The sequence below is a fragment of the Desulfosporosinus paludis genome, from assembly GCF_045689965.1.
Taxonomy (GTDB): domain Bacteria; phylum Bacillota; class Desulfitobacteriia; order Desulfitobacteriales; family Desulfitobacteriaceae; genus Desulfosporosinus; species Desulfosporosinus paludis.
This window is the reverse complement of record NZ_CP144211.1, coordinates 3302135-3326501: the sequence shown is the minus strand read 5'-3', so window position 1 is coordinate 3326501 and position 24367 is coordinate 3302135. Positions and strand designations below refer to the sequence as shown.

At 45.7% G+C, this 24367-nt stretch carries 15 protein-coding genes and 1 pseudogene; 2 read left to right on the top strand and 14 right to left on the bottom strand.

Going from position 1 to position 24367, the window contains the following annotated elements:
- Positions 1 to 137: 137 nt before the first annotated feature.
- A complete protein-coding gene (locus VZF35_RS16580) occupies positions 138 to 3695 on the bottom strand; it encodes a cell wall-binding repeat-containing protein (protein WP_407306614.1) in 3558 nt (1185 codons plus the stop codon).
- A 614-nt stretch (positions 3696 to 4309) separates the two neighbouring features.
- A complete protein-coding gene (locus VZF35_RS16575) occupies positions 4310 to 5899 on the bottom strand; it encodes an N-acetylmuramoyl-L-alanine amidase (RefSeq protein WP_407306611.1) in 1590 nt (529 codons plus the stop codon).
- Between the two features lie 727 nt (positions 5900 to 6626).
- Here VZF35_RS16575 and VZF35_RS16570 point away from each other — a divergent pair.
- Together VZF35_RS16570 and VZF35_RS16565 are read left to right on the top strand one after the other, a co-directional pair.
- Complete coding sequence (locus VZF35_RS16570) at positions 6627 to 8549, top strand: cell wall-binding repeat-containing protein (protein ID WP_407306609.1); 1923 nt, start codon at positions 6627 to 6629, stop codon at positions 8547 to 8549.
- A 246-nt stretch (positions 8550 to 8795) separates the two neighbouring features.
- Positions 8796 to 9140 (top strand): EamA family transporter, encoded by a 345-nt coding sequence (locus VZF35_RS16565; protein ID WP_407306607.1) that lies wholly within the window; start codon positions 8796 to 8798, stop codon positions 9138 to 9140.
- A 259-nt stretch (positions 9141 to 9399) separates the two neighbouring features.
- On the opposite strand, the gene VZF35_RS16560 is transcribed toward VZF35_RS16565, so the two are convergent.
- The 12 genes and pseudogenes from VZF35_RS16560 to VZF35_RS16505 form a co-directional block, all read right to left on the bottom strand.
- The gene (locus tag VZF35_RS16560) at positions 9400 to 10107 is read right to left on the bottom strand and encodes a glycosyltransferase family 2 protein (protein WP_407306604.1); all 708 of its coding nucleotides are present in this window, start codon (positions 10105 to 10107) and stop codon (positions 9400 to 9402) included.
- A gap of 9 nt (positions 10108 to 10116) precedes the next feature.
- Positions 10117 to 10518: a DUF2304 domain-containing protein gene (locus VZF35_RS16555; protein ID WP_407306602.1), complete on the bottom strand. Its 402-nt coding sequence runs from the start codon at positions 10516 to 10518 to the stop codon at positions 10117 to 10119.
- 3 nt (positions 10519 to 10521) lie between these two features.
- On the bottom strand, positions 10522 to 11874 hold the full coding sequence (locus VZF35_RS16550) for an ArnT family glycosyltransferase (protein WP_407306600.1): 1353 nt from the start codon (positions 11872 to 11874) through the stop codon (positions 10522 to 10524).
- A gap of 31 nt (positions 11875 to 11905) precedes the next feature.
- Positions 11906 to 14167 (bottom strand): cell wall-binding repeat-containing protein, encoded by a 2262-nt coding sequence (locus VZF35_RS16545; protein WP_407306598.1) that lies wholly within the window; start codon positions 14165 to 14167, stop codon positions 11906 to 11908.
- Positions 14168 to 14629: 462 nt separating this feature from the next.
- On the bottom strand, positions 14630 to 15289 hold the full coding sequence (locus VZF35_RS16540) for a GNAT family N-acetyltransferase (protein ID WP_407306596.1): 660 nt from the start codon (positions 15287 to 15289) through the stop codon (positions 14630 to 14632).
- Positions 15290 to 15561: 272 nt separating this feature from the next.
- Complete coding sequence (locus tag VZF35_RS16535) at positions 15562 to 16218, bottom strand: sugar transferase (RefSeq protein WP_407306594.1); 657 nt, start codon at positions 16216 to 16218, stop codon at positions 15562 to 15564.
- Positions 16219 to 16331: 113 nt separating this feature from the next.
- Entirely contained in the window at positions 16332 to 17543 is a 1212-nt protein-coding gene (locus VZF35_RS16530; RefSeq protein WP_407306591.1) for a glycosyltransferase family 4 protein, read from the bottom strand.
- Positions 17544 to 17633: 90 nt separating this feature from the next.
- Positions 17634 to 18638, bottom strand: a complete 1005-nt coding sequence (locus tag VZF35_RS16525; protein WP_407306589.1) for a lipid II:glycine glycyltransferase FemX — start codon at positions 18636 to 18638, stop codon at positions 17634 to 17636.
- Positions 18613 to 20058: an O-antigen ligase family protein gene (locus VZF35_RS16520; RefSeq protein WP_407314656.1), complete on the bottom strand. Its 1446-nt coding sequence runs from the start codon at positions 20056 to 20058 to the stop codon at positions 18613 to 18615. The genes VZF35_RS16525 and VZF35_RS16520 overlap by 26 nt, the downstream gene beginning before the upstream one ends.
- Entirely contained in the window at positions 20058 to 21707 is a 1650-nt protein-coding gene (locus VZF35_RS16515) for a hypothetical protein (RefSeq protein WP_407306586.1), read from the bottom strand. Before VZF35_RS16515 ends, VZF35_RS16520 begins: the two co-directional genes overlap by 1 nt.
- Before the next feature lie 5 nt (positions 21708 to 21712).
- Positions 21713 to 22781 (bottom strand): annotated as a pseudogene (gene wecB, locus VZF35_RS16510) (non-hydrolyzing UDP-N-acetylglucosamine 2-epimerase).
- A 154-nt stretch (positions 22782 to 22935) separates the two neighbouring features.
- Positions 22936 to 24354, bottom strand: a complete 1419-nt coding sequence (locus tag VZF35_RS16505) for a flippase (RefSeq protein ID WP_407306584.1) — start codon at positions 24352 to 24354, stop codon at positions 22936 to 22938.
- Positions 24355 to 24367: the final 13 nt, after the last annotated feature.

The window sequence follows — 24367 nt, the reverse complement described above, 5'->3', positions numbered from 1 at the left end:
AGAAGGAGCCGCTTGCCCCCTTCTCGTTGGATTTGATCATTATCTCAAGAAAAAGAGGAAGGACAGTTAATAAGCTGTCCTTCCCTTTGAAAATATTTAGCTTTTCAAGCTGTCTTAATGTTACGGTGACTATTAGCTTAATTGGTGACTACGATGTTAATGGTTTTTACCAATCCGTTACTACTAACGCCAGTTAGAGTAATCGTATCACCAACTGTTAGATCAGCCGCAGCCGCAGCCGTAATTCTTCCATTAGCATCTAATGCGAAGGCAGTCGGCGCGGTAGTTGTAGTGGAACCATTAACAACTGTTCTGGTGCCAGTTGCAATGAGCTGAGATAATGGAGCTGCTTTCGTACCATATTGATCCATGGTCCTAATATAAATTACTCCACGACCAGATGCAGATCCATTGGGATCCATTCTTTGCATAAGGGTACCAGCTGTAAGGTAGGATTTGCTAACATGAGCAACATCTCCCACATCATTCAGCGTAACACCAGATTTCCAAGTACTTACCGCAGCAACAATACTAGTAGCTGCTGGTGTATCAGTTGAAGATTTAATAGGTGTCGTTACGGAGTGAATTAAGCCATCAGCACCTCTAAGCGTTACGTTTAAGGTAGTGCTGGATGATGTAACGTTATTTGCTAATTTTTTAGCATACACAGCTACATTTTGCCACTCATAAGGTTCAACATACGAAGACGGTCCGGGATATGTGGAAATGAAGTCAGAGCTATCAACACTTGCACCAAGTATTGTACCGCTTGCCAAGACTACTTTTGATCCACTTGCAGATTTACCATAAATATATGGATTAGCTGCAAATGCATTTTCTCTGTCAGTAGTAGCTCCAAGAGTAGAAATAGCTGCTGTAGTAGTAACAGAGGTATTGTTAGCATCCATGTCAGCATATATTGGTTTTGCTAGTGGATCCATAGTGTAATCTTTGATATCAGTATTTTTCAGAACTGAGATAGTTACAGATTTCGAATCAATCACAGTGAAATCTGCAAGTTTCGTTTTAACTTGATTTGCTACGTGAGGGGTATTGTCCGCATCATTACCTGCAGATGTCCATTTTTCATCCAAGTTAATCAACTTGAACGAAACTGTACCTGAACCTCCGGTAGTTGCTAAGCCAGACTGGGCTTGAATTCTAATACCGTTTGCACCAAATGCTACTGGAGCGTTGCCGGTTATATTTTCGCCGGAATCTGTACCAATTGCATTGATAGCTCCCGAAGTGGTTGCCACAACTTCATAATTAAAGGATGGACTAGCATCAGTACCTAAACCACCTTGGTATTTACCTTGCATGTCAAGAACTCTTCCGTATTGATCTTTTACGGTGAATCCGCCATAGTTCCATCCAAAGTCAATGCCTTGAATTGCGCCACTTTGCATGTTACTTAACACTACTGAGGAGTCTAATTGTAACGTGTCAGCTTTTGCAGCTTTCTGAATATTGATCGTTACAGAACTGTATTTACCTGTCGTTGTCGTTGCTGTAATGACTTGTTGCCCGTCAGTTGCAAATCCGGTACCGTCACTTGGACCGCATATCAAACTAGCAGTTCCATCGGCATTTTGAGTAAGGTATCCGTTAGTTATAGTGAGATCGGTAGTTTTTAAATCAGAATACTTTGTGAGTGCTACTCCATTTTGATCTAATGCTCTAAATGGAATTACTTTCGCTTCATTAACAGCAATACTATCTGCAGGAGCCATTAAAGTAAATGTATCTATCTTTGAAGCTTTGTGTAATGTTGTATTGAGTGATGAAGTTGTTCCTGACCAAGTCATAGCAGTAATGACTGTCGGCATATCCATCGTTAGAGAATTACCACTGGTATTATTAGCAACTACTTTAATAACTGCTTTAGAAGAATCGCTTGGATCTTCTTCAACAGTAGCAGTTACATAAGAGTTTGATGTGGTTAACAGGTTATCATTACCGTTATTATCGGAATGTAAGATTAACCCGCCCTTAATCAAATCATAACTGGTTGTTGGATTACCACTGATGTCCTTAGCAGTAAAGCTTGCATAGAAGACACTTGTATCTCCATCCGTTAATGTTTTACCATCTGCATTAGTTAGAGTACCAAATTGGAAATCACTTAACGTTCCGATTTGTGTCGATGTTGTTAGGGTAGCGCTCGTTGAAACTCCTGAAGTTGAGTCATAACCAGTGATTACCACCGTAGAAAACTGCATAAGATTCGTGACATTTGGAGTTAACGTAAGCAAACCATCTTTTGCATCAACACTACCAACGCCGCTTTGGAAGGTTAAGCTATTAGCCAAAGCTCCTGTAGTGATATCATTTCCATATTGGTCTAATACATTATAGGTTGCATATCCTGTTTGAGCATTATTGTTATGCGAATCGGTAACAACCCCTAATTTTGTGGAAGTAATATTAATTGATGCAATCTTTTGTTGAACTACAGATACTGAAGTAGTTCCCAGATCCGTTGTGTCATTCTTCACATCAACTGTATAAGTTCCTTCTGGGAAACTAGCTGAATTCTGCAAAGTAGCTTCAGTTTTATCAGCATTCCAAGTTGCACTTACAGTTACAGGAGTTGAAGCATTTTGAACTGTAAAGGTGATTTTTGAGGTATCAGCAGGAGCTTGATTAAATACTACTTTGAAGCTATCAGCTGCAACTGCACTTACAGAAGTCACTGACAACGCACCAGTAGGTGGTGTAACTTGACCGCTAACAACTCCTGTGCGTACAGTTTCGGAAACAACGGCTGCACCACCGAGAGCTGTTACTACGGCACCACTAGCAAGTTTGCTGTGTACAAAGGAAGCTGCTGCAGGAACGGTTCCGTTCGTAAGAACGATCGGTGATTTGGTGATAGCTGCGAGCGGAGCTCCGGCAAGAGCATCAATTCTGGTTTCACCATTGGCTACAAAGACGTTGGTGTAGGTAAGCGCGGAATCAAAGTCTTGGATGACTTGATTGTTGGTGTCATAAGCAGTGGTTCCAGCATGGCGGGTTGCGCCAGGGAATTGAGCTTTGACTGCATCGCTGATGATGCCTGTTCCACCGATGACATCGGTAGCAGTGATTCCTGAGTTAGCGGCTAAGTAAGCAGCAACACTGGAAGGAACGGAATTTTTGTCGGTTAAGAGGATTGGTTCGTTAGCAGCGGAAGCAATCGATGCAATGGAAAGAGCATCTGGAATACCGTTCGCTACGGCAACTTTCGTTACGCCAACCATCTTTTTAGCGATGTTTACGGAAGTATCAGCGCGGTCTACACCGCCGAGGGGAACAACTGTGACACCCATGCCGGTCAGTTCATTAAGAACGCCTTGGCTGATTACCGCGGTTCCGCTGGTTACATAAACAGTTTTAACATTGAGTTTGGTGAGTTCAGCTTTGGTGTCAGCATCAAGTGTGCTGCCTGCTCCGGTCAGAAGGATAGGAGCTTTTAAGTAGGTAGCGAGCGGGCCAGCTGTCAGAGCGTCAACCATACCATAGGAGGTGGATGATGCAAGGATTGCTGAGCCAGTCCAACCTGTTTGATCTGCAATAGCTGCTGCAGTTTGAGCTGCGGTAGTACCCGATATACGAGTTGGCACTGCACTGTCAGCAAATGCGTTAAACGGTACTACTGTCAAGGCCATACCAGCGATAGCTAATGATGCTAAAGCTTTTTTAGTTTTTTTCATGTAGTGAATATCTCCTCTCGTCTTTGGATCTCTTCTGTCTGGTGAATGAACTATCTCTTCCCTTACCAAGGACGTCTTCTAGTCGTCCCTCACCCCCTTAAAATGAGTAGCACAATCTTTAGACATTGCGCAATATCTAAAAGCAGTTCACAGGACTTAAGTGGGAGCGTCCCCCTGAGGATGAAGAGCCTCATCCCGCCTGTGACATACCCTTTAGAACCGCATTAAAATGAAGAAACCACAAAAAAAGGTCTGCATTAGCTATATGTATTCTCCATAATAACTAATATTCCTGCTTACTGTCCGATTTTTTTTTAAAGTCTTTTAACGGACGCAAAAATTCTCGGACGCGTTTTAAGTTAGCACTTGTTTAGTTTACACTAAAACTTACTAGTTTTCCACCATTAGTCAAAAAATATACTGACCTAGACGGATTGACTCGAGTATACCACAGTTCTCTGGACCAGATGTGGGCATCTTGTTAACATCTAATAAAAAAGTTGTTTAGAAAATCTTGAACCCTTGTACAACACAAACTTACCACGAATTCAACAAGGAATCAATGCTCATTTTAGTAGAACCAGAGATTTTAACGTTTTTCATTGTTTAAGCAGCTAATACCCTTTAAATTTCAAGACCCCTTGGTAAATTCCAAGTGCCGTCTTCCTTTGGAAGTCTGCTGAGCCCAAAAGTTTTTCTTCATTAGGATTAGAAATAAACCCAATTTCAACTAATACTGCCGGTATCTTCGTATTTTTAATCACGTAAAAAGGGGCATCCTTAGTGCCTCGGTCATTCAAGCCGATCTCCTTGACTAATTCGCCTTGTATGCTGCTAGCGAGAGCCATAGATTGATTGGCTACGGGATTAGCCGAACTGTAATAGGTAGTCGTCCCCGAAGAGCTTGGGTTGCTGAACGAATCATTGTGTAAACTGATAAAGAGATCTGCATTCTGATCATTGGCCAGTTTAGTTCGAGCTTGAAGGTCGGAGAGTTCGGAATATGTTCCCACAGCAGGAGACACATCCGTACTGCGAGTCAAGATGACCCGTGCTCCGGCAGAACGCAAATCGCTTGCCAAATTAAGACCTACAGCCAGAGTATTGTTTTTTTCATAAGTTCCTGATGGGCCGATCGCTCCGGTATCCGGTCCGCCGTGACCCGGATCAACGACAATGGTGACACCTGCCAATAATGAGGAGGGCTGCACCGTTCCCTCAAGCATACCCTTGACTTGGTCAGTAATAACCGCAGTTCCTCCGATAATCACCATACTGATCGGACTTTCCGTCGGTTTGGACAAGACAGAGTACGTTGGCCCAGGCAAGGTGTTTCTCTGGGTCATGACAATCTCGGCGCGCTGCTTGGCAGCTAATGCCCCAGCAGCGAGAGCATCTGGAAAGTTTTCGCCGGTTACCAGATAGGTTGTTGTAGCAGTGAGATCGTCCTGGGCAAAATCATAGACATCTGCCGCCGTCTCGTAACGGTCATTACCGGCAATTCGCTGAACATTGTTTAAACTGCTTAAGGTTGAACTGGACACCACTGCTTCCCCGCCAACGACAATCGTGCTAAGATCCCCGCTTTGCTGAAGTGTATCGAGCTCTTGTTTCGTAGCATCAGGCATGACCTTCGCCTCTGTAAGCAGGATTGGAGTTTCTGTTTCGCCTGCGTAAGCAGAAATCGCTAGAGCATCTGGAAACTGTTCCCCGCTTGCCAGAATAACTTGCCCTTTAACCCCCACACGTTCGGCAACTTTTTGAGCGGTTTCATACTGATCTTGCCCCCAGATGCGTTCCGGTTTCGGTAGACCTGCTTTTTGAATATCCGCTTCCACTTGAGGACTCAAGGCCGCGACCCCGCCTAAGAGAATGACCTTTTGGGCTCCTAGACGATGAATTTCATCCATGACTCTTGGATCGACTCCCTCTACCGGAGTCAGAAGAACAGGGGCATCTAACTGATGCGAAAGTGGTGCCGCAACCAAGGCATCCGGAAAATGATCACAATTAGCCAATAAGACTGTATCTGCATGCTGCCATCCTGTCTGTGAAACGGCGATAGCAGTGTCAATTTGTCGCTCCCCGTAAATCCTTGATGTTCCAAAGTCTAACGAAGATGCCTTCGCAGGGTTCTGCAGCCCTATTAGAAACCCCAAAACTACGATGAGCATCCCAATAACTTTCCATTTTAAACGTGCCACATCATAATCCCTCCTTTTATTAAATACTATGTTATTCGACATATTTAGATGATGTCCTGCTGAATAAATTGGTATTTTACCCCAATCCATTATTTGAGGAAAGTTCTTACGCTCTTGACAACGTCGTCAAGCAGTACAGCTTTCCCTCCCAGGACCTCAATCTTTCTTCCCTTCCACGACGATAGGAAAGGATGTTGTTTTGGGGTTGGGTTGTCACAAAGACAACACTTTTTCAGTCGATTGAGGGGAATAGCACGAGTTGGAGATTCGGGGCAATCAATCCTATTACTATTAAAGGAACAAGACAATATTTCGTTTTAGACCCTAGTCTTTTTATAAAACTCCTTCTAATAAAGATGTTCTTACACCTCTTTCTTTCCGAGCACTGAGTAAAGACCCAATTCGACAGGAACTGTTGCTTTCCATTCTTGCCCGAACAATCGTAACATCGAGATTTGGAAGTCAATTGTTTGATATTGGCAATTGATGTTGTCGAATTTTCGGCAGGTTTTCACTCTTCAACAACGAATACTTAAAGGGCAAAGTTTACAGAACTTTAAATTTTTAAAACAAAAGGAGGGGAAGAATAATTAAATTCTTCACAAGTAAATCAAATCGCAATTTAATTAGAAGTAAAAAGGGCAGATTCAAAATTACATCAAACCTTATCGCGCTCATATGCAGTCTGGCCCTCCTTATCAACCTTATCCCCATTCAGCCGCTTGATGTGCAAGCCGCCTCAAGTGAGACATTCACAGATCGGATCTACGGGAATACACTGTACGATACGGCTGTAGAGATTTCTAAAAAGGGCTGGGATCAAGCTCCTGTCGCCGTTCTGGCTACGGGTGGAAACTTTCCGGATGCACTTACTGGGTCCGTTCTGGCCCATAAAGTAAATGGACCCTTGCTTTTAACGGAATCAGATCACTTAGACCCTGCTGTATTAGCCGAGCTGAAACGACTAGGTACACAAGAAGTCTATCTTCTTGGCGGAACCGTTGCCTTGAGCAGTTCGATCGAGCAGACCCTCAAGGACCAAGGGATCCTGCCGAAACGCCTGGCAGGCTGGGATCAATACGGAACAGCTGCAGCTATTGCTGGCGTAGCAACTCCGACTTCCAGCCAGGCCTTCATTGTCAATGGTGAACATTTTCCAGATGCCCTAAGTATCTCTTCTTACGCTGCAGCCCAAGGAATACCGATTTTGCTGACCCGCTCCGATTCATTGCCTCCGGAAACAATTGCAGCTCTTGCTCAAATGGGAGTTCAGCAGGTAACTTTAATTGGCGGCAAAGCTGTTATCAGTGATTCAGTCGAAGAACAGCTCAGTAAACTTCCTCAGCCGGTCAAGGTCACTGCCCGCTTCGCTGGCTACGATCAGTACGAGACCAACTCCATTGTCTTAAATCAACTTCCTTTCGATAGTTCCCAAGTTTATGTCGCTACAGGAATAAACTTTCCGGATGCCTTGGCAGGAGCTGCTCTGGCAGCTAAAACCAATTCACCCATCCTTTTGTTTCCCTCGACACAGTTAGCTGCTTATACTACCTCATATCTTGATCAGAAGCGGTCCTTAGGCACTACCTTTACGATTTTAGGGGGGTGGGGCGTTATCAATTACAAAATGGAAAGTATCCTGCGCACAGGAGCTGCCCAACCGCGAATTTCCCTTCAATACACTCAAGGAGGCTTAAGCGGGGCGAAAGGGATGCTTAGTCAACTTCAATCCATCCCCTCTCCGGCTACAGATTACGCAGACATAATTTCGCCAAGCTGGTATTATCTTGATGACACTGCAGACGGCAATGTGACAGGAGGCTGGGATGCCACCTCAGGGGACTATGCACAGTTCGCAAGTGCTGTCCATGCTCGCAATCTCAAAGTCCTCCCTGTGATTCAATCCACTTGGAGCAGTCCCAAAACTGTGGACACTGTACTGGCTTCACCAACAGCCCGAACAAAATTAGAAGACCAAATCATCTCACGAATCCAAAGCACCAACTCAGATGGGATTATCATCGACTTTGAACTCATGAGCGACAGCACGGGACCCAATCTTACACAGTTTATGAAAGAGCTCTATGCCAAACTTCATCCTTTAAACAAATTGGTGATTGAGGCTGTCATGGCTCGAACAGGCTCCGAATCTTGGCTCGCTGAATTCAACTATGCCTCCTTGGCTCAGTATGTTGATTACTTGGACATTATGACCTATGACTATAGCCACTCAACCCCCGGACCCATCGCACCCCTGGATTGGATGAACAAGGTGCTGCAATATACTCTTGGACAAGGCGTTGATATGCACAAAGTACTTCTGGGTATACCTTATTATGGTGCTGATTGGTGGACGACAACCTCTGGGAGCGGCGCAACCTATCAGCGGAAATCCGGAGGAATGGCCGAACTTTCGGCCCTCGCTAAAGGTCCGGTTCAGAGAGATTCATCTCAGATTCCCTATTTCAATTATACTGATTCTTTAGGTACACATACCGTCTATTATGATGATGCCCAAAGCTGGAATGCCAAACTGTCCTTGCTCAACCAATACGGACTAGGTGGTGTTGGGGCCTGGTCCCTTAGTTGGTCCCTAAATCCCGTAAGCTCTAGTGCGATTTTCCCGCTTCTTAAGCAGTATTTAAGGTAAAGCAAGGTGCGGGGTTTGCTTCCATGTGAAAACAATAAGAGCCGTCATTTAAGTTTGACGGCTCTTATTATTTTCATTTCAGCCCAACATCAATTTTCTTTCTTTAAACATTTCAGCATCAACCTATCAACCTATCAAACTTAAGTTACGCTATAAGAGAATGCTGTGAGAGTACTTATAGATTGCTTAAATACCCTTACATTGTATAATATTATCAGCAATCTAAATAAATATGAGGTGAACTTATTGTTAATACTACTGACGATTTTTAATTCCGTGCTGATGGTGACTGGGCAAACTCTTTGGAAATTAGGGGCCTCAGGTAAAGAGGTTCACAGCCTTAGCCAGCTTCTTCGGCTTTTCTTAAGCCCCTATATACTCGGAGGCCTTACGGTATACGCCTTTGCTTCTGTACTTTGGATTTATGTCTTAAATAAAGGCGAATTAAGCTATGTTTATCCCATCCAGAGTACAGCCTTTATTTTTGCCATGATTATTGGAGCAACAATTTTCAAAGAGCAACTTACACCTTCGAAAATTATAGGGGTATTGGTGATCTGCTTAGGCGTCATTATTATTACAAGAAAGTAGGAATCAAAAAGAGAACTTAGGTCGTCGCCTGAGTTCTGCATTTCAGGAACCTTATACTCTGGCTGAACCACATTGCTTATATGCTCATCATCTTCTTCCGCTTCGCGGAAACGAACGTCGAAGGGTACAGCGTATATTTTACAGGGCGTATCCGTGAGATGACTACGGAACTGTTAGAATAGTTCACTTTTGGGAGTCCTCAACGTTGAACAAGTAAATAAATCCCGAAGTTTATTACATAAACTTCGGGATTTATTGCTCACTCCGGCCATATCCTGCTCATCATGGAATTAAGAATAATCGCCAAACTCACTTTAAACATATAGTACCCGCTCTTAAAGGGGGTAATCGAAGAACTTCCTGAAAGGCGGGCATCCATTTCCACCGAGACCTCTATAACTCGCATTCCGTTCTTCACTAAGGTGACGATGGAATCAGGTTCCGGATAATCTGTAGAGTAATGAGTTGAGACAACTCGCAGGGCCTTCTGGTTATAGGCCCGAAACCCGGAGGTGGGATCTGAATATTTCTTGCGCACGACGGACTGGATCGTTTTACTTAACAGATAGATTCCCAGCCGTCGAGATAAAGCTGATTTGTAGGATGTCTTGGTCAGGAAGCGTGAACCAATCGTGACGTCGGCCTGCTTCTGAAGAATAGGTTCAATTAATTTGCGAATTTCTTCCGCTCTGTGCTGCCCGTCTCCATCGACTTGAAGGGCAACATCATAGCGATTCTTAACAGCGTAAAGAAACCCTGTCTGTACCGCTCCACCGATTCCCAGATTCACAGGCAAAGAAATTACTTTCGCCCCATGTGCGTGAGCAACCTCTGCTGTTTGATCCGTTGACCCATCGTCAATCACAAGGACATCCAGCCAAGGGGACACGCTTTTCAGATTTCTTACAACAGAACCGATATTCTCAGCCTCATTCAAGGCGGGGACAATGGCTAAGATTCTTTGCATACTTTCTTTCTACACGTCCTTAAGTGACTTATTTTCGCCCTTAGGTCCTAATTCTCTCTCGCTGGATTTAGCTTCAAAATTTTTCAAGTCATCTTCAAGCAAGGCAATTCTTTGAACCAAAACACGATTTGTGGAACTCAGCTTAGAAATCGCTAAAGAGAAATGGACACACAAGACGAAAACCAACACCCCAAAAACTACGAATATCGCCGAAGGAGCATAATAAATTCCCATGAGACTTGCTAAGTACTCTATTCCATTTCTCCATAAAGAAAAAAAGATCATGCCGAGACCCGCAACAATCCAGATCAGAGAATATTCAACGGCTAAACGGCGTTGTCGGACTTGCTCAATAATAAAACCTGTCACGAGGAAGCTCGTTATGAGTACGACGATTTGGACACGCGACATACGTTAAGCCCTCCCACCTGCACGCTGTACGACTCCTTGCATTTTTCCGATTCCTTTAAGCAGCATCACAAAGACTAATGACCCCAATAAAATCATGGCGGGCATTACAGGCAAGCGATATCGCCCCCCTGAGACCACTGTGATCATACTTACAACAAAGCTATAGTAAAGTACATACAGCAGGAGAAAACTGTATCGTTTTATCCAGATTAAGCTAAGCAGTATTCCGATCAATCCCAACAGAAGATACCATTTGTCAAGAAAATCTCCCCGCATCTTGTAAGCTTGTCCCTCGGGAGGGCTTACAGGTTTCCAAAACAGATTCTTTTCTTTAGCCAAAGTGCGTTCCAAAAACATCACTGGGTGGCTGAGAATGTAGGAGACTCCCAGACTTTTATACTCTTTTTCCTGTTCTCCTATGGGCAGCTTCTCAATACGTGCCTTGACAGCTGGATCATAGCTGGGCTGATCGAAAACAAAGTAAACGTTGGTTACCGTTTTAGGATTGTTCCCTAAATAGAATTCGTAGGATCCATAGTTTGAAACTGGGATAAACTGATGATATTTCAACTCATTGCGTACCCACCAAGGGCACATGACTAGGACGGTCATCATCACAATTAGAGTGAAATCCCTCAGGGCCAGTTTTAAACGCCAACCCTTCATCCAGAAGATCCAAAATCCCAAGACCGGAAAATAAAGCAAAAGCAACGGTCGGACAAGATTGGAAAACCCTATGACCGCTCCTAGAATCAAAAGGGTCATCAGTTTTGGCCGTGCGATGTCTCGAGCATAACGCGCTAGGCAATATAAAAACAACCAAATTGCAAAAACATAAGTGACCTCTGTTAGAATGTACATCCCCCAAAAGGCGAACAGCGGGTATCCTAACGTTAAGAGGTAGGGAATCCAGGCATACGCTTTGCCGAAGATAAGTTCCCCCGTCTTGTAGGCTAATACCGCACTGGCAGCTCCAAGCACGGCGTGAAGAACAGTGACCACCATAGCATAGTTTTTCAGCCCGAATATTCCATAAATCAAGGCCAGCAATAAGGGATAGACTGGGCCAATAACGTAGTCACGATTCTTTGGAATCGCCTGCATGAGATGATCAGCACCCTCGGCGAAATTCACGGTATTGATAAGCCCTTTGCCCTGAAGAAAGCTCTCGGCTATGTTGGTGTAAAGGTACCCATCCTTCGAAATGAAATAATGTACCTGGTAAGATTTGATATAGAGAAGCTCAATGCCTAAGGCTATGAAGAACAGGAAGCCTGTTATCCATAGCCCTTTTCGATATGCAGGATTCGATGCACGAGATTCGAACTCTCGTACCTTTTTGTGCCGTTTATTCAATGACGCCCATCCTCTTGCCGATTTTGGAGTATTACTGAGTTAATATAGTAGTAATAGTTTTCGCATTCGAATTGGAGATGACTCCCGTTCCGCCAAGAATATACGCATTTGTAGTTTTCCCGGCTTGATCTTTCAAATAAGCCTTAGTATCAGAGTTTATATCCCCTTGCGGGATCAAAAGCATCGGACTTCCGGTTAAGGCTGCAAAAGCTCCTCCCGCTAAACCATCCGGGAAGTTTTCACCGGTTGCCATCACGAGGGTCGTCGGGTCCTGCTTGAAATAGGTTACAATCTGTAACATCGTATCATATTTCGTCTCCCCCGCCAAGCGAAGGGGACCGAAGCTGGTCAGGGGTCCGCCCTTACTGTCAAAGACTGGGGAAATGGCAAATTTGCCTCCTACGATAATCGTCTTGGTCACATTGAAATCCTTTAAGACCTGCAGGGTAGAACCGGGCAGGGTGCCTTGTTCTGTCAGCAGGATGGGAATCCCCAAGGCTGCAGCCGGAGCTGAGGAGGATAAAGCATCCGGGAAGCTCGTACTGGAAGCGAGTATAACCTGAGTACTCGGACCCATTTTACGAGCGATGGCAGCGGCCGTATCAGCGGCAGTATTGCCGAAAATCCGCTCGTTGGGTAAATTCGCTTGAGTAAGGGCATCCGTCACTGTCGTTTTAATCGCGCCTTCTCCCCCGATAACGTAGACTTTCGTCCCCGCTCCAAGTCGTTTTAATTCTTGTAACACGCTACTATCTAGCTGGTCCGGTGCTGTCAGAAGCAAAGGAGCATTAAGTTTTCTTGCCAGGGGAGCGGAGGCCAGGGCGTCCTGGAAACGGTCTACCCGGGCTAAAAGTACAACCGGGGCAGTATTGTCAGCCCAACCCTTTTGGGATATCTTGATTGCCGTGTCTTCCGCCCGTGTTCCTGAGAGGCGTGTGATGGTTGGAACTACGGGTTGGGGAGTTGGTGTCGGTGTCGGTGTTGGATTTGGTGTTGGGTCGGAGGTAGAGCCAGAATCCGAAGCACTTGTTGCCTGGTAGCCTGCATTAGCCCGGTCGGTGATACTCGCATCCAGACTCGGTCCTTGTAAAACGGTTAAATAGTAACTTGCGGCACTAGCCTTCGACGCAGTTGTTCCATCAAAAGCCAGTTTGTCCGCTTCTGCTAAGAGCTTAGTATAAGCATTAAGGAGACTGGTTGTTGCCCGTTGAGCGAGGGCATCATCCAAGCTCGAACCTTGCAAAACGATTCCATAATCTTGCACGGCACTCACGTAGGAAGGAGCCGTTCCTGCAAGGACCAGTTTGTCCGATTCATCCAAAAGTTTGCCAAGTGCACTCTGCAGACCAGATTTTGCCCGCTCCATAAGCCCTCCATCTAAACTGGGGCCTTGGAGAACCGTCCAATAATATTTTGCGGCATTAACATCCGAAGAGTCTTTTCCTTCCAGGACTAAGGAGTCAGCTTCAGCTAGGAGATTGCTTTGAGCGCTTAGGATCTTCTGAGAAACCAGAGTCTTATCCGTAATCGTCGAGCTGTTATAGGCAGTATTGTAAAAACCTAGGGCATAGTAGGATGCCCAACGTGCGTAGTTGTACCAATAATCACCATTCGCGGCATCAGCGCCTGATCCTCCTCCCGTCGACAACAAGAGGGTCTGATCAATGGCGAGATCCCCCGTATGCGTCACAGACGGCGTGCTCCAGCGGCTGGAGTAATTCGGCGGATTCACAGAAGGCAAAAGGGTTGCTGGAAACTTCGTCGCGCCAGGAGCGAAGGTAATTGCACTGTTGTATTTCTGCCCCATAAGGCTGAAAATTGAGTCCTGATAAGCTGATGTCCCTGTACTAACATTCGGGTTGTTCCGTGAACCCCAACTGTTGTAGGCCCACACAGCAAAATACCAGTTTTCCAGAACGTTTCGATCACCGTTGCCAATTTTCGGCGCGGCCCGCCATTTTTGATTAAGCATTTGACAGCCCGTTTCAATATTGAAGTCAATATCGTTCTTCAATTTATCCACTGTCGCAGTGTCAGCGGAATTGTAACTCGAGATCTGCATAATCCCAATGCCAATACCATCGTTCCCAATTAAAGGATGATCTAACATAGGCTGTCCCGAGGCATCGAGCTGATATTGCTTCCAGCCGCTCTCCATCCAAGCAATGGCTTTGAGCAGGACTGGAGGAATATTATATTTATTTGCCCAATAATCTAGTTTATTCCCAATCCCAGCGTAGTAAGCCGTTTGATCCACTGCCGCCGAGACTGTTTTGACCGGAATTAGCTGCAAAAAAAGAGTCCGACCATCAAAATGGCCATAATCTTCCTGATTTGGCGAAAACCCATTTCTCTCCCTCTTCCCCCTCCATACCAAGTCTTGTCCTTACCCTATCTTATTCGACAATAAATGAAGTAGTTCCTCCTAAAGGATTAAAGAAAACTTGGCTGGCGCCCGAAGACACTGTCTTCGCACTTGTTAGCCTTGGCGAAGGCGGCTGCCTTAGTTGCCCTTATGCTTCAAGACGAAGACACTGTCTTCGCACGAATTAACCTTCTTGCAGTATACAACAAAGTTATACTTTCTGATTAGTACAAGAAAACTGGCTTGACTCCTGCTGTATTTTGATATGAAAATGCTCCCTCTCAGAACAGATTATTGGCTATCTGTTCTGAGAGGGAGCATTTTCTTTGCTGAGACTAAAGTTTCAGCACGGCCCCATTTCAAGTCAAAGGGGGATTTTCTCAACCTGACTTAAACAATAGTTCTTATGAAACTTAGTGATGCGGCATTACTTTCTTCTAAAACCCATCCATCTTTTTTATAAAAGTGAATGGCTCGTTCGTTCCAGGGAAGTGCAGACAAGCCTACTTTTTTATATCCCTCTTGTTTCATTTTGCTACAAAAATAACTCGTTAGCTGATTTCCAATCCCCATTCCCCGATAGTCTGAACTGACTCCAATTGCCAAGATTCTTGCCGGCGCAAACCTGTTTTGTTCGTCTTTTGTCTCACCCTCTTGATGTCTTCTGGGAACAAAGGATTTCAGAGCATCTGCAATACAGCCAAACCTTTTCACGATATGTTTCCGGACATAGGCATCTTGAAAATATCGCATAATGACCAGAGTTATAAGTGTCCAAAAATTTTGGCGATAAAATCGTGCAAAAGGTTGGCGATCAATCGACCCTAAGACGAAACCTACCGCCCTGCCATTACTTTTGGCGACATAACCATGATTAGTCGGTGAATTTATAAATTGTGCACAAAAGAGCTGCAGAAATTTCTGGCCCATATGACCCAAGAAATGATCAGAAAAGGCTTCCTGATATAATCGGGCAATTTCAGGTAAATCATATAAACATATTGCAGCAAGTTCAATACCTGGCTCATATTGAGGCTTCTTATTCAGCACGGAAAAGAACACTCCTTACATTTTCTTGAGTGGATTGGCAATTCTTAAATCTAAAAATAGTTTAACCAGATCAAGGAATAATAACCAAATTTCAAACTGATGATTTCTAATCATATCAAGAAGGTTATAGGATTTATTGTCCCTATTGTGTTAATTCTGTGGTTATCTCTTTAAGATGCCCGATTCTCCAAATACTCAAAAGACAAAAACAGAGGACAGTGACGAAAGCTTTTTACACTCTGCGTCACTGCCCTATATCATGAGATCCCTTCTCAGTATGCTCCCTTGCCAGTAAAAACTACAAAAACGGTTTTCCAGAGAATTTTCAGGTCTAACCAGAAGCTCCAAGTCTTAACATACTCTAAATCAAAGTTCATGGTTTCGCCCAAGGTCAATTCGCTTCGCCCATTGATTTGCGCCAAACCGGTTACACCCGGCAGGAGATTAAGCCTTCGCCGTTGTTGTGGTGTGTAAAGCTTGACGATTTCCGGAACCTCTGGGCGCGGACCGACGAGACTCATGTTTCCTATCAAAATGTTGATCAATTGAGGAAGCTCATCCAAACTTGTTTTTCTGAGGAAATGACCGCTTCGAGTAATGCGCGGATCATCTTTTTCCTGAAAAACGAAGGTTTCGAGATCATTCACCTGTTCCAGTTTGTCCTTGATGAGGGCTTCGGCATTCTGGACCATCGTGCGAAACTTATAGATGGTATAAGGCTTTCCCTCCAGCCCCACCCGAATCTGCGTAAATATAGCCGGTCCTTCAGAATCCGAGCGAATCCAGAGAACAATAAAGAGCCATAAAGGAGACACCACGATAAGGAGCAATAAAGCGACCACAAAATCCAACAACCGCTTCAAAGCCAATTGCCACTGGGGATAGGTTAAACCTCTGCTTTCCACGGATGCCGAAGATCTCTGATCCATCGTTTCGTCTCCTTTCCTAATCATACGCGGTACTGTATCAGTATCATCGTCCTTATTTCCTTTAGATATTCAATCTCTTATCTCGAGAATCCAGGCCATTGCTCGGCTTCTAGTTAGATCCCCAGTTCTTTCAGCCAACGTGAAATAATCTCAGTCCAAGCATAATGTTCTTGCACAAACTGGCGCCCTCTTTTCCCCATCTCCCGCCGGTTAGGGTTAGACTTAAGTTCCAAAATAGCTTGCGCCAGCGCTTCACTGTTTTCTGGTTCAACAACGACACCGCCGCCGGATGATAAAACCAGTTCGGCTGCCTCCCCTTCCCCGGAATAAATAACAGGGACTGCCGAACCAAGAGCGGGAAACATTTTTGAAGGACGCGCTCCTTCGAAAAGCTTATTCTTTTTAAGCGGAACAATGCTGGCAGAGGCCAGGGAAAAATATCTTGGCATTTTCTGGACCGGCTGAAACTCTACAAAACTTACATTGTCTAAACCTTTTTCCTTGACAAGCGCTTCGAGCATCGGTTTCTCCGTGCCGTCTCCCACAAATAAAAAGCAAATCCCGGGTTCCTCTCTGAGAAGCTCAGCTGTTTTAATCACAGATTCCAGGCCCTGAGCATATCCCATCGTTCCAGCGTAAATCAAGACAAAATCCTCTTCTTGGATCCCCAGCATCAAGGCCAGGGCTTGATCCCGTTCACGAGGTGCAAAAAGATCTAAGTTCACCCCGTTCGGTAAAAAAGTCACTTTATGCTCAGGAACGCCTCGTTTCAGCAATGAGGAACGTATTCCTTCAGTTTGAGAGGATATTTTCCAGGCTCGGCGGTAAAGCAGTTTCTCTAACCACTCTGCAGCGCCGATCATCCAACGATTATTAACAAGCCCCAAGGCCACGGCTGATTCCGGCCAAAGGTCGGAGATATTCATGATAATTCGCGTACGTGTAAACCACCCATAGATTAAAGCAGTGATCCCCAAAAATAAAGGAGGGGATTCAAAAAACAGAGTATCTTGCTTTCCAGCTTTACTCAAACCCCAGAAGGAGGAAAAAACAAACGAAAAATAGTTGAGAAGGCGCTTCCAGAACCGTCCTCTCTGCACCGGATAAATCCAAGTCCGCCAGACCGGAATGCCATCAACCTCATCCTTCATTCGCCAATGTCCCTGGTACTCCGGTGGAATAATTCCGCTGGGGTGATTGGGAAAGGCCGTGACCACAGTTACTTCGTGACCATTGCGCTGCAGCCCTTTGGCAACTTCTTTAAGCCGGACCTGTGCAGCCCCGGACTCTGGTGGAAAGTATTGTGTCAACATTAATATGCGCAAAATAGACCGCCGCTCCTTTTTCTCCTCTGAAAAATCATGTCTAGTTTATTGTAACACTCCACACCTGCTTAGCCAAACTTTGAGCCTTGATCAGGAGCGTTTAAGAAATTTCTTAATCGTGTCTCCGTGTTTGGCATAGACTGTTCTCCCCACCCGAGCTGCAAGGGTCCGATTGCGGTAAGCGTAGAGATATTTCCGCTCTGTGCTGCCAAAACTTTTCTTGAATTTGGCGATGCTCGGGATATTGGCACCTACCATATCGTAGAGTTCAACTCCCATGGTTTGAGCCCGTTTCAGGTATTCCCATTGTACGAGATTATTGGGGACTACTTTGTTGTATTCCCGATCTGATACCCCGTCCAAATAATAGCCAACGTTTTTATCCCGCGGAAAAATCCCCCCGGCGATTATTTTTCCTTCAAAACGAGCTAACAAAACCACCAAATCTCCCGTTGGATATAGTTTTTGCCAAAGAGCTGTGAAGTATTCCTTGGTGAAGGGGGGTTCTTTATCTTGACGGCGATAAACTCCGCAGGAGAGAGCGTAGTACGGCTCCAACCATTCTTCAAGGGTTTGAGGTTCAATCACCTCTACTCCCGATTTTTCCGCTTTGCGTACGGCGTTGCGGCAGCGCACTTCCAGGCCCGCCCATAAAGACTCTTCATCCTTGGGCAGAACTAAATCCAAGGTCAACAGTTCCTGAACTGTGTATCCTTGCTGTTCAGCAACCTCTTTTCCTGACAAATCCGGAAGGGTCAGCTCAAGATAATCAAAATGCTTTTTAGCCGCATAATCCTCCAGAGCAAGCAGCACTTCTGGCAAAGCCACCGCTCCTAACGGTCCGGTATGAGGGGTTGCCGTGCCGGACAGTGAACTTCCTGCTAACTTGAGCAGGCTCATCTTTCGTTCGGCTAAAGGGAGCACCCCTCTTAAGATCCCCTCTCCGTCAAAAAGTCCGAGTCGGTTGACCTTTACTCCAAAACCTATTTCAATAATATCCTGCCATTCCCAGCGGTGAAAGAGAGAACCCTGAGACATTCCCTTCAAGAAATCTTGCCATAGTTCGTGCTCAACTGGCTGTATGGTTAAACTCACGTCTGTTTTCACTCCCAACTTTGCCCACCAACATATGAACCATTATTCCCATGCTGATCCAGATCATCGGATCTTCAAAAAACCGCGCCTCAGACTGCGAGCTGATAAAAACTGCAGCGATCCATAAGAAATACCCTACTCCAATTAGATAACCTGCGTTCGAACTTGCCCTTCTCTTGCCCGATTCGCTTTCTCCGGCACTGGCGCCTTCAGCCTCACTCCCGCTTACGCCTTTCAGGCCAACGCCGCTTACATCGTCTCCTAGTTTATTAACGTCACTATCCTGTAAACCCTTTAAGGCCCGAAAAATAGCCACCCACACCCAGGCCAGGGCGGCTAGACCGACGATGCCAAGCTCTGCGGCAATCGTCAGAATGGTCGTATGAGAAAGAGTTACTCCTTGAACATAGGGAATTGCAGTCTTATAACTTAAGTAATTCGTTAAAAATGATTTCTGAAATCCGCCTAAGCCAACTCCGAACAAGGGATGGTCTCGAAACATGGCCCATGAGACTCTGAACAGATAGGCCCTTTGCTCATCCAGCGCTCCCAAACCGTTCCGAATCGTCAGGAGACGCTGCCAGACAGTCGGCCGCAAAGCAACAATAACGACTCCGATCAGTCCTAAAACTCCAATCGGTTGGAGCATCCGCTTCCGTCGAATAAGCAAGCACATCAAGACTAAGACAACCACTAACGTCACTATCCCGCTGCGTGAGAGAGTAATGGCTAAGGCAGCCAACAATCCCATGAGGGAAACGAAGTATACCAGCCGTTTCCGTGGTTCCCGACATAAATATTGAAGAATTAAACTTGCCACAATCCCCAAAACCAAGTAGCGGGCAAAGATATTGGGATCTACGAAGGTAGCATTAACCCGAGCGATTTCTCCCTCAGCCAAATATCCTCGCCAAATAAAATGACGTGTCACCCCCTCATACACTGTGAGAGGAATTAAGGCCACACCGACCCAATGCACGACCTTCAACGGGAGGAGAATATTTTTAGGCTCTGCCAGCAGACAGATGCCCAAATAGAGCATAAACAACGTGAGCAGCCGGACTACTCCCCCCAGAGTTTCTGACCTGCCAATGGTATACACAAGGCTGAAAGCGCCAACCCCAATATAGATCAATAACGCTATGCTCAGGGGATACTTTACAATTGTCTTCAATTGCTGCCGTTTTTCAGGATGTCTCCAAAGGGACCAAAGGGCCGCCGCGATAATCCCCACTGTAAAAAGACGTGCCAAGCTGTTTATTTGAGAGCCGATTGCCCCAAGGGGAGGAAACCAAGTGGTGGAGATATCTAAGGCGACAGATCCTGCAAGGAAGGAGATTAAGACACTCGGTTTCTTCCAGCCAAAGTAAACAACTAAACCAAGACTGAAGAGAAAAAAACACCATTTCAAAAGAAGCATCACCCTAGCTCTTCTCCTTCCACATTTAGCGTTATTAAGGGCTGAGCCGAAAAATCGATATACCCTTCTCCCACCTCATAAGAGGATGAACAGGCTTGAATTCGACGTGGATCAAGATAAAGCCGGATCCGTACCGGAGGTATCTGGGAGGTAGATTGCCCCAAAGAGGCAGCTCCCTCAGGTTGTGTGCAGGAAACCTTCCAGCTTGTTCCTTCGACCGTCAAGGCCACCTGACATTCTCGCCTGCGGGCAAACCATCTCAAGGCTTCGCGTGGTATAGCAATCCACGCTCCGTCCTGTTTTCCTTGTTCTATCAAGCGTTCATAAACCTCCCCCCAAAAGCGGGGCGCTGTAAAACTCTGATTATGCCAAAGCAGACTTACTGCTCCGCCAAGACGCTTAGCCCAAGCCAAAATTGGCAAGGCCTGATGAAAGGCTTCTTCTCGATTTAAATTAAGATGCTCTTCCCCCATCAAAGCACCATCCTGAATATGTAGAGGCAATTCCCATAGTGCTTGACAATTCAAAGGATGATATGGTTGAAGGGTACCCGCACGAAAGCCTACAACTTCATTATACCCAAAGGTGGCATCATACAGAAATCCACCCTCTTCCAGGGCCTGAAAAGAAGCAGGAGTATCGAAATACAGCCAGTGCATGCGCACCCCTAATTCATTTTGCCCTGTCAATTGGGAAATTCGCCGCTGTTCTGCTCGAGCCGCTTGAGCCGAATGCCAGGCATCAATGCCATGAACCCCTGCTTCCCATCCTTCCTCTTCCAAGCGGGTTAGGAGTGTTTGCTGCTCAGCAACATCATAGAAGGAGGCTCGATTCGCCGGAGCTTCTGTTCTTGCAGGATTCCTTAAATCCGAAGGCTCGTTATGATGTGGAAGAATACCAGGCTTTCTGGGGAAAGGCATAAAATATAGACTTGATCGAACTCCAAGGCGCTTCTCCAAATCGATCAGCTGCGGCAAGGCGCGCTGCCAAACATCGTGCCCTAGTCCGATCTTTGCTGCCCACGTTCTGGCCATCTCCCAAAGAGTCTGAGTGAATTCTGAGGTTTTAACTTTGCCGGTCCGCCAACGTTTCCAGTTCACCAGAGAACTGCGGTAAAAGTACCCTAAAAATGTGCGGGCAATCGGCATTTCCTTAAGACTTAAAATATCCAGATCGTGAGTCAGCGTCATCGTATAGGCATATCCCCAAGGTATAGGCGGCAGCTCCAGATAATGTTTAACATGTTGGCGAAACATTTTACGAAGCTCCTCAAGCATCTGATCGAGAACAGGTTCGCCAACTCTTGATTCCGTATACTCGCGCCCTTCTACAAGCACGCGGGTTCCCTCGAGGCCAAGATTAAAGGGCATAGTTTTCAGCCGCAAACCGGGATTTTCTCCCTGGATTGGCCCACACACCAAAATCAAGGGATTTTTTCCGACGCCTCTAAGGGATGATAACGAAATTCCATCCACTAAGATAACATCGCAGTTTAAAAAGACCTCAGAAACAGTGGGCTCCTGCCGGCTCCGAGAGTTGTTCCAGACAGGATTCGGAATTCCCATAAGTGCGGCCATTTCCTGATAAACCTGGACCAACTCATCCGCCACGTAAACTCCGATACGCCCAAATCCATGAGGACTGCTCAAGAAACTCACCTTCTTTTCTGCTCAATGGCTGCCACGATGTCTTCGCTGGCCCGGCCACTTCCGTAAAGATTTTCCTGGTAAGGCGGCAGGGCATGCCGGCGATATTGATCAACCGCAGCCACAATCTTTTCCGTTTTTGCGCCTGTGAGCGTGTTCCATCCGATCTGAACCGTCTCAACCCACTCTGTCTCGTCCCTCATCGTTACACAGGGCACTCGCCAAAGATAGGCTTCTTTCTGTACCCCGCCGGAATCTGTAAGGATGCAGTTCTGCCCCTTTCTCGAGAAGAATCATCTCTAAATACCCTACAGGTTCAATCACTTCGACATTTTCCGGGATCGAGATTTGATGGTCCAGAAGAAGTTTCTTCGTGCGGGGATGAAGCGGAAGTACAATTTTCCCATCGATCCGGGCGAAAGCATTAATGATTCCTTCCAGGCGGCTTGGGGTATCTGTGTTTTCTGCCCGATGGACGGTAGCTAATAGGTAAGATTTTTCCTGATAGTGTAAAGTGTTTCCTATCTGACGCTCTTCGGCCCGCCGAGCATGATAATACAGAGCATCGGCCATAACATCCCCGGTTCGAATCACACCGCTCGTTAATCCTTCCTGAGCAAGGTTTTGTACAGCCTGATCCGTTGGGCAAAATAAGAGCGCTGAAACATGGTCCGTAAGAACTCGGTTTACTTCTTCGGGCATTTGCCGATTATAGCTGCGCAGCCCAGCCTCGACATGAGCAATCGGAATATGAAGCTTCGCTGCAGCCAAAGCCCCTGCCAAGGTGGAGTTCGTATCCCCAAATACCAGAACCCAATCGGGCTTTTCCTTCAGAAGCACTTCTTCCACTCCTGTTAACATCTCTCCGGTTTGGGCTCCATGATGTTTTGAGCCTACCCCCAGAAAATAGTCCGGTTTAGGAATCCCCAATTCTTCAAAAAACACATCCGACATCTGATAGTCATAATGCTGTCCGGTGTGAATGATTTTCTCTTCATGGCTTTTGCGAAGGGCTTCTGAAAGAGGCGCTGCCTTGATAAACTGGGGCCTGGCACCCAGTACGGTGATAACTTTCATAATAACTATCTAACCTCAATTCTAAATACTCAATTTCTAGTTTCCTGCGGCCTTCTTCGCTCTTCGCCATCCTCTTCTGTTGACATCCCCTGAAATATCTGATGGAAAGCCGCCGTTATTTTTCAATCAACGTTATTATTTATCTCCCTAAGTCTCATACTTTCCTACTAGTTACCTGACGCAGAACATACCCGCCAATGCGTTGGAAGTCAGGATCTAAGCCGATCAAAATCGCCAGATAAACGATCCCGGCTATTCCTCCTGAAACCAAGGGATGAAGATAGCGCAGGAAATAAGCAACCATTGCCATTGCAGCGGAAGCCAAGACAATGACCGGAAGCTGACGCCATATCCGCACTTTATAAACTTGGCGCCGTACCACCCCATAATACATCACAAAGACATACAACTCGGTGATGAGAGTCGCCACGCTGGCACCATAAATTCCGTAACGAGGAATGGCGTAAAGGTTAATCCCAATATTTATAACTGCAGCCCCTCCTTGAATCCAGGCTCGGGTCCATTGCCGGTTGGTGGTCGTCAGAACATCTCCCAGAGAAAAGCTCAGGCATTCGAGGGCAAAAAACCAACATAGAATCATCATAATCGGTATCGATGCCTGAAAACGATGACTATAAAGCCAAGTCAATAAGGGGTTTGCTAAAACAAACAGCAGTACGCTGCCTGGAATCCCTACCGCACTTAACACCTTAAAGATCTTCTCAATGGCTTCTCGGTGTTTGTCATGGCTCTCAACCCCAAGTTGGAACAGAACAGGATAAATGACACTGGTTAAAATTCCTGGGATAAATAAGAGCACGGAAATCAGACGATAGGCGGCTGAGTAAATTCCAACTTCTCGTGACGCACGCATTAAAGAGAGCATGAACATGTCGATTTGAAAATAGACATACAAAAAAATAACAGCAGCTCCATAAGGCAGTCCCTTCCGGAGCATCTCCACAAGACGGTGCCAATTGAACTCGAGCCGGATATTCCGCCTCAGGTGGATATACAACATGACTGAAATGGCCAGCGTAGCAGCCATCTGGGCATAAGTGATCATTACCACATTACCCTTGGTCACCACCACCACGATCGTCAGTACGCCAATAAGAAATGTCGATAAAAATTGGTACATTGCCGCATAGTACATCTGCTGTTTGGCTTGAAAGTAGTTGTAGACAGAGCTGTCTAAGGCATTTAACGCACTGGCTACCCCGAAAACAATCACCATGCTTCGGGTCGTCAAGCTATAGTTGGCAGGCATCAGAACAAGCATCAGCGCATAGATAGCCAGTGAGGTAAACGTCTTAAAGGCCAAAGTGTTCCCTAAATACAGCGGCAAAACACTCTCATCACGAGAGCCTTCTTGGACCATGTAATTGCTCAAACCAAAATCTACAAAGAGGATAAAGGTACTCACAAAAGCTAGTGCTGAATTGTACTCTCCATAGGTTGTTGGCCCTAAATAACGTGCGACCGCAATGGCCACTATAGCAGTAATTGCTTTGGACAGCACACTTGCCACACTTAAAGCAGCAGCATTCTTAAGGACTAAGCGAAGTTCCACTGAGGCTCTCCTT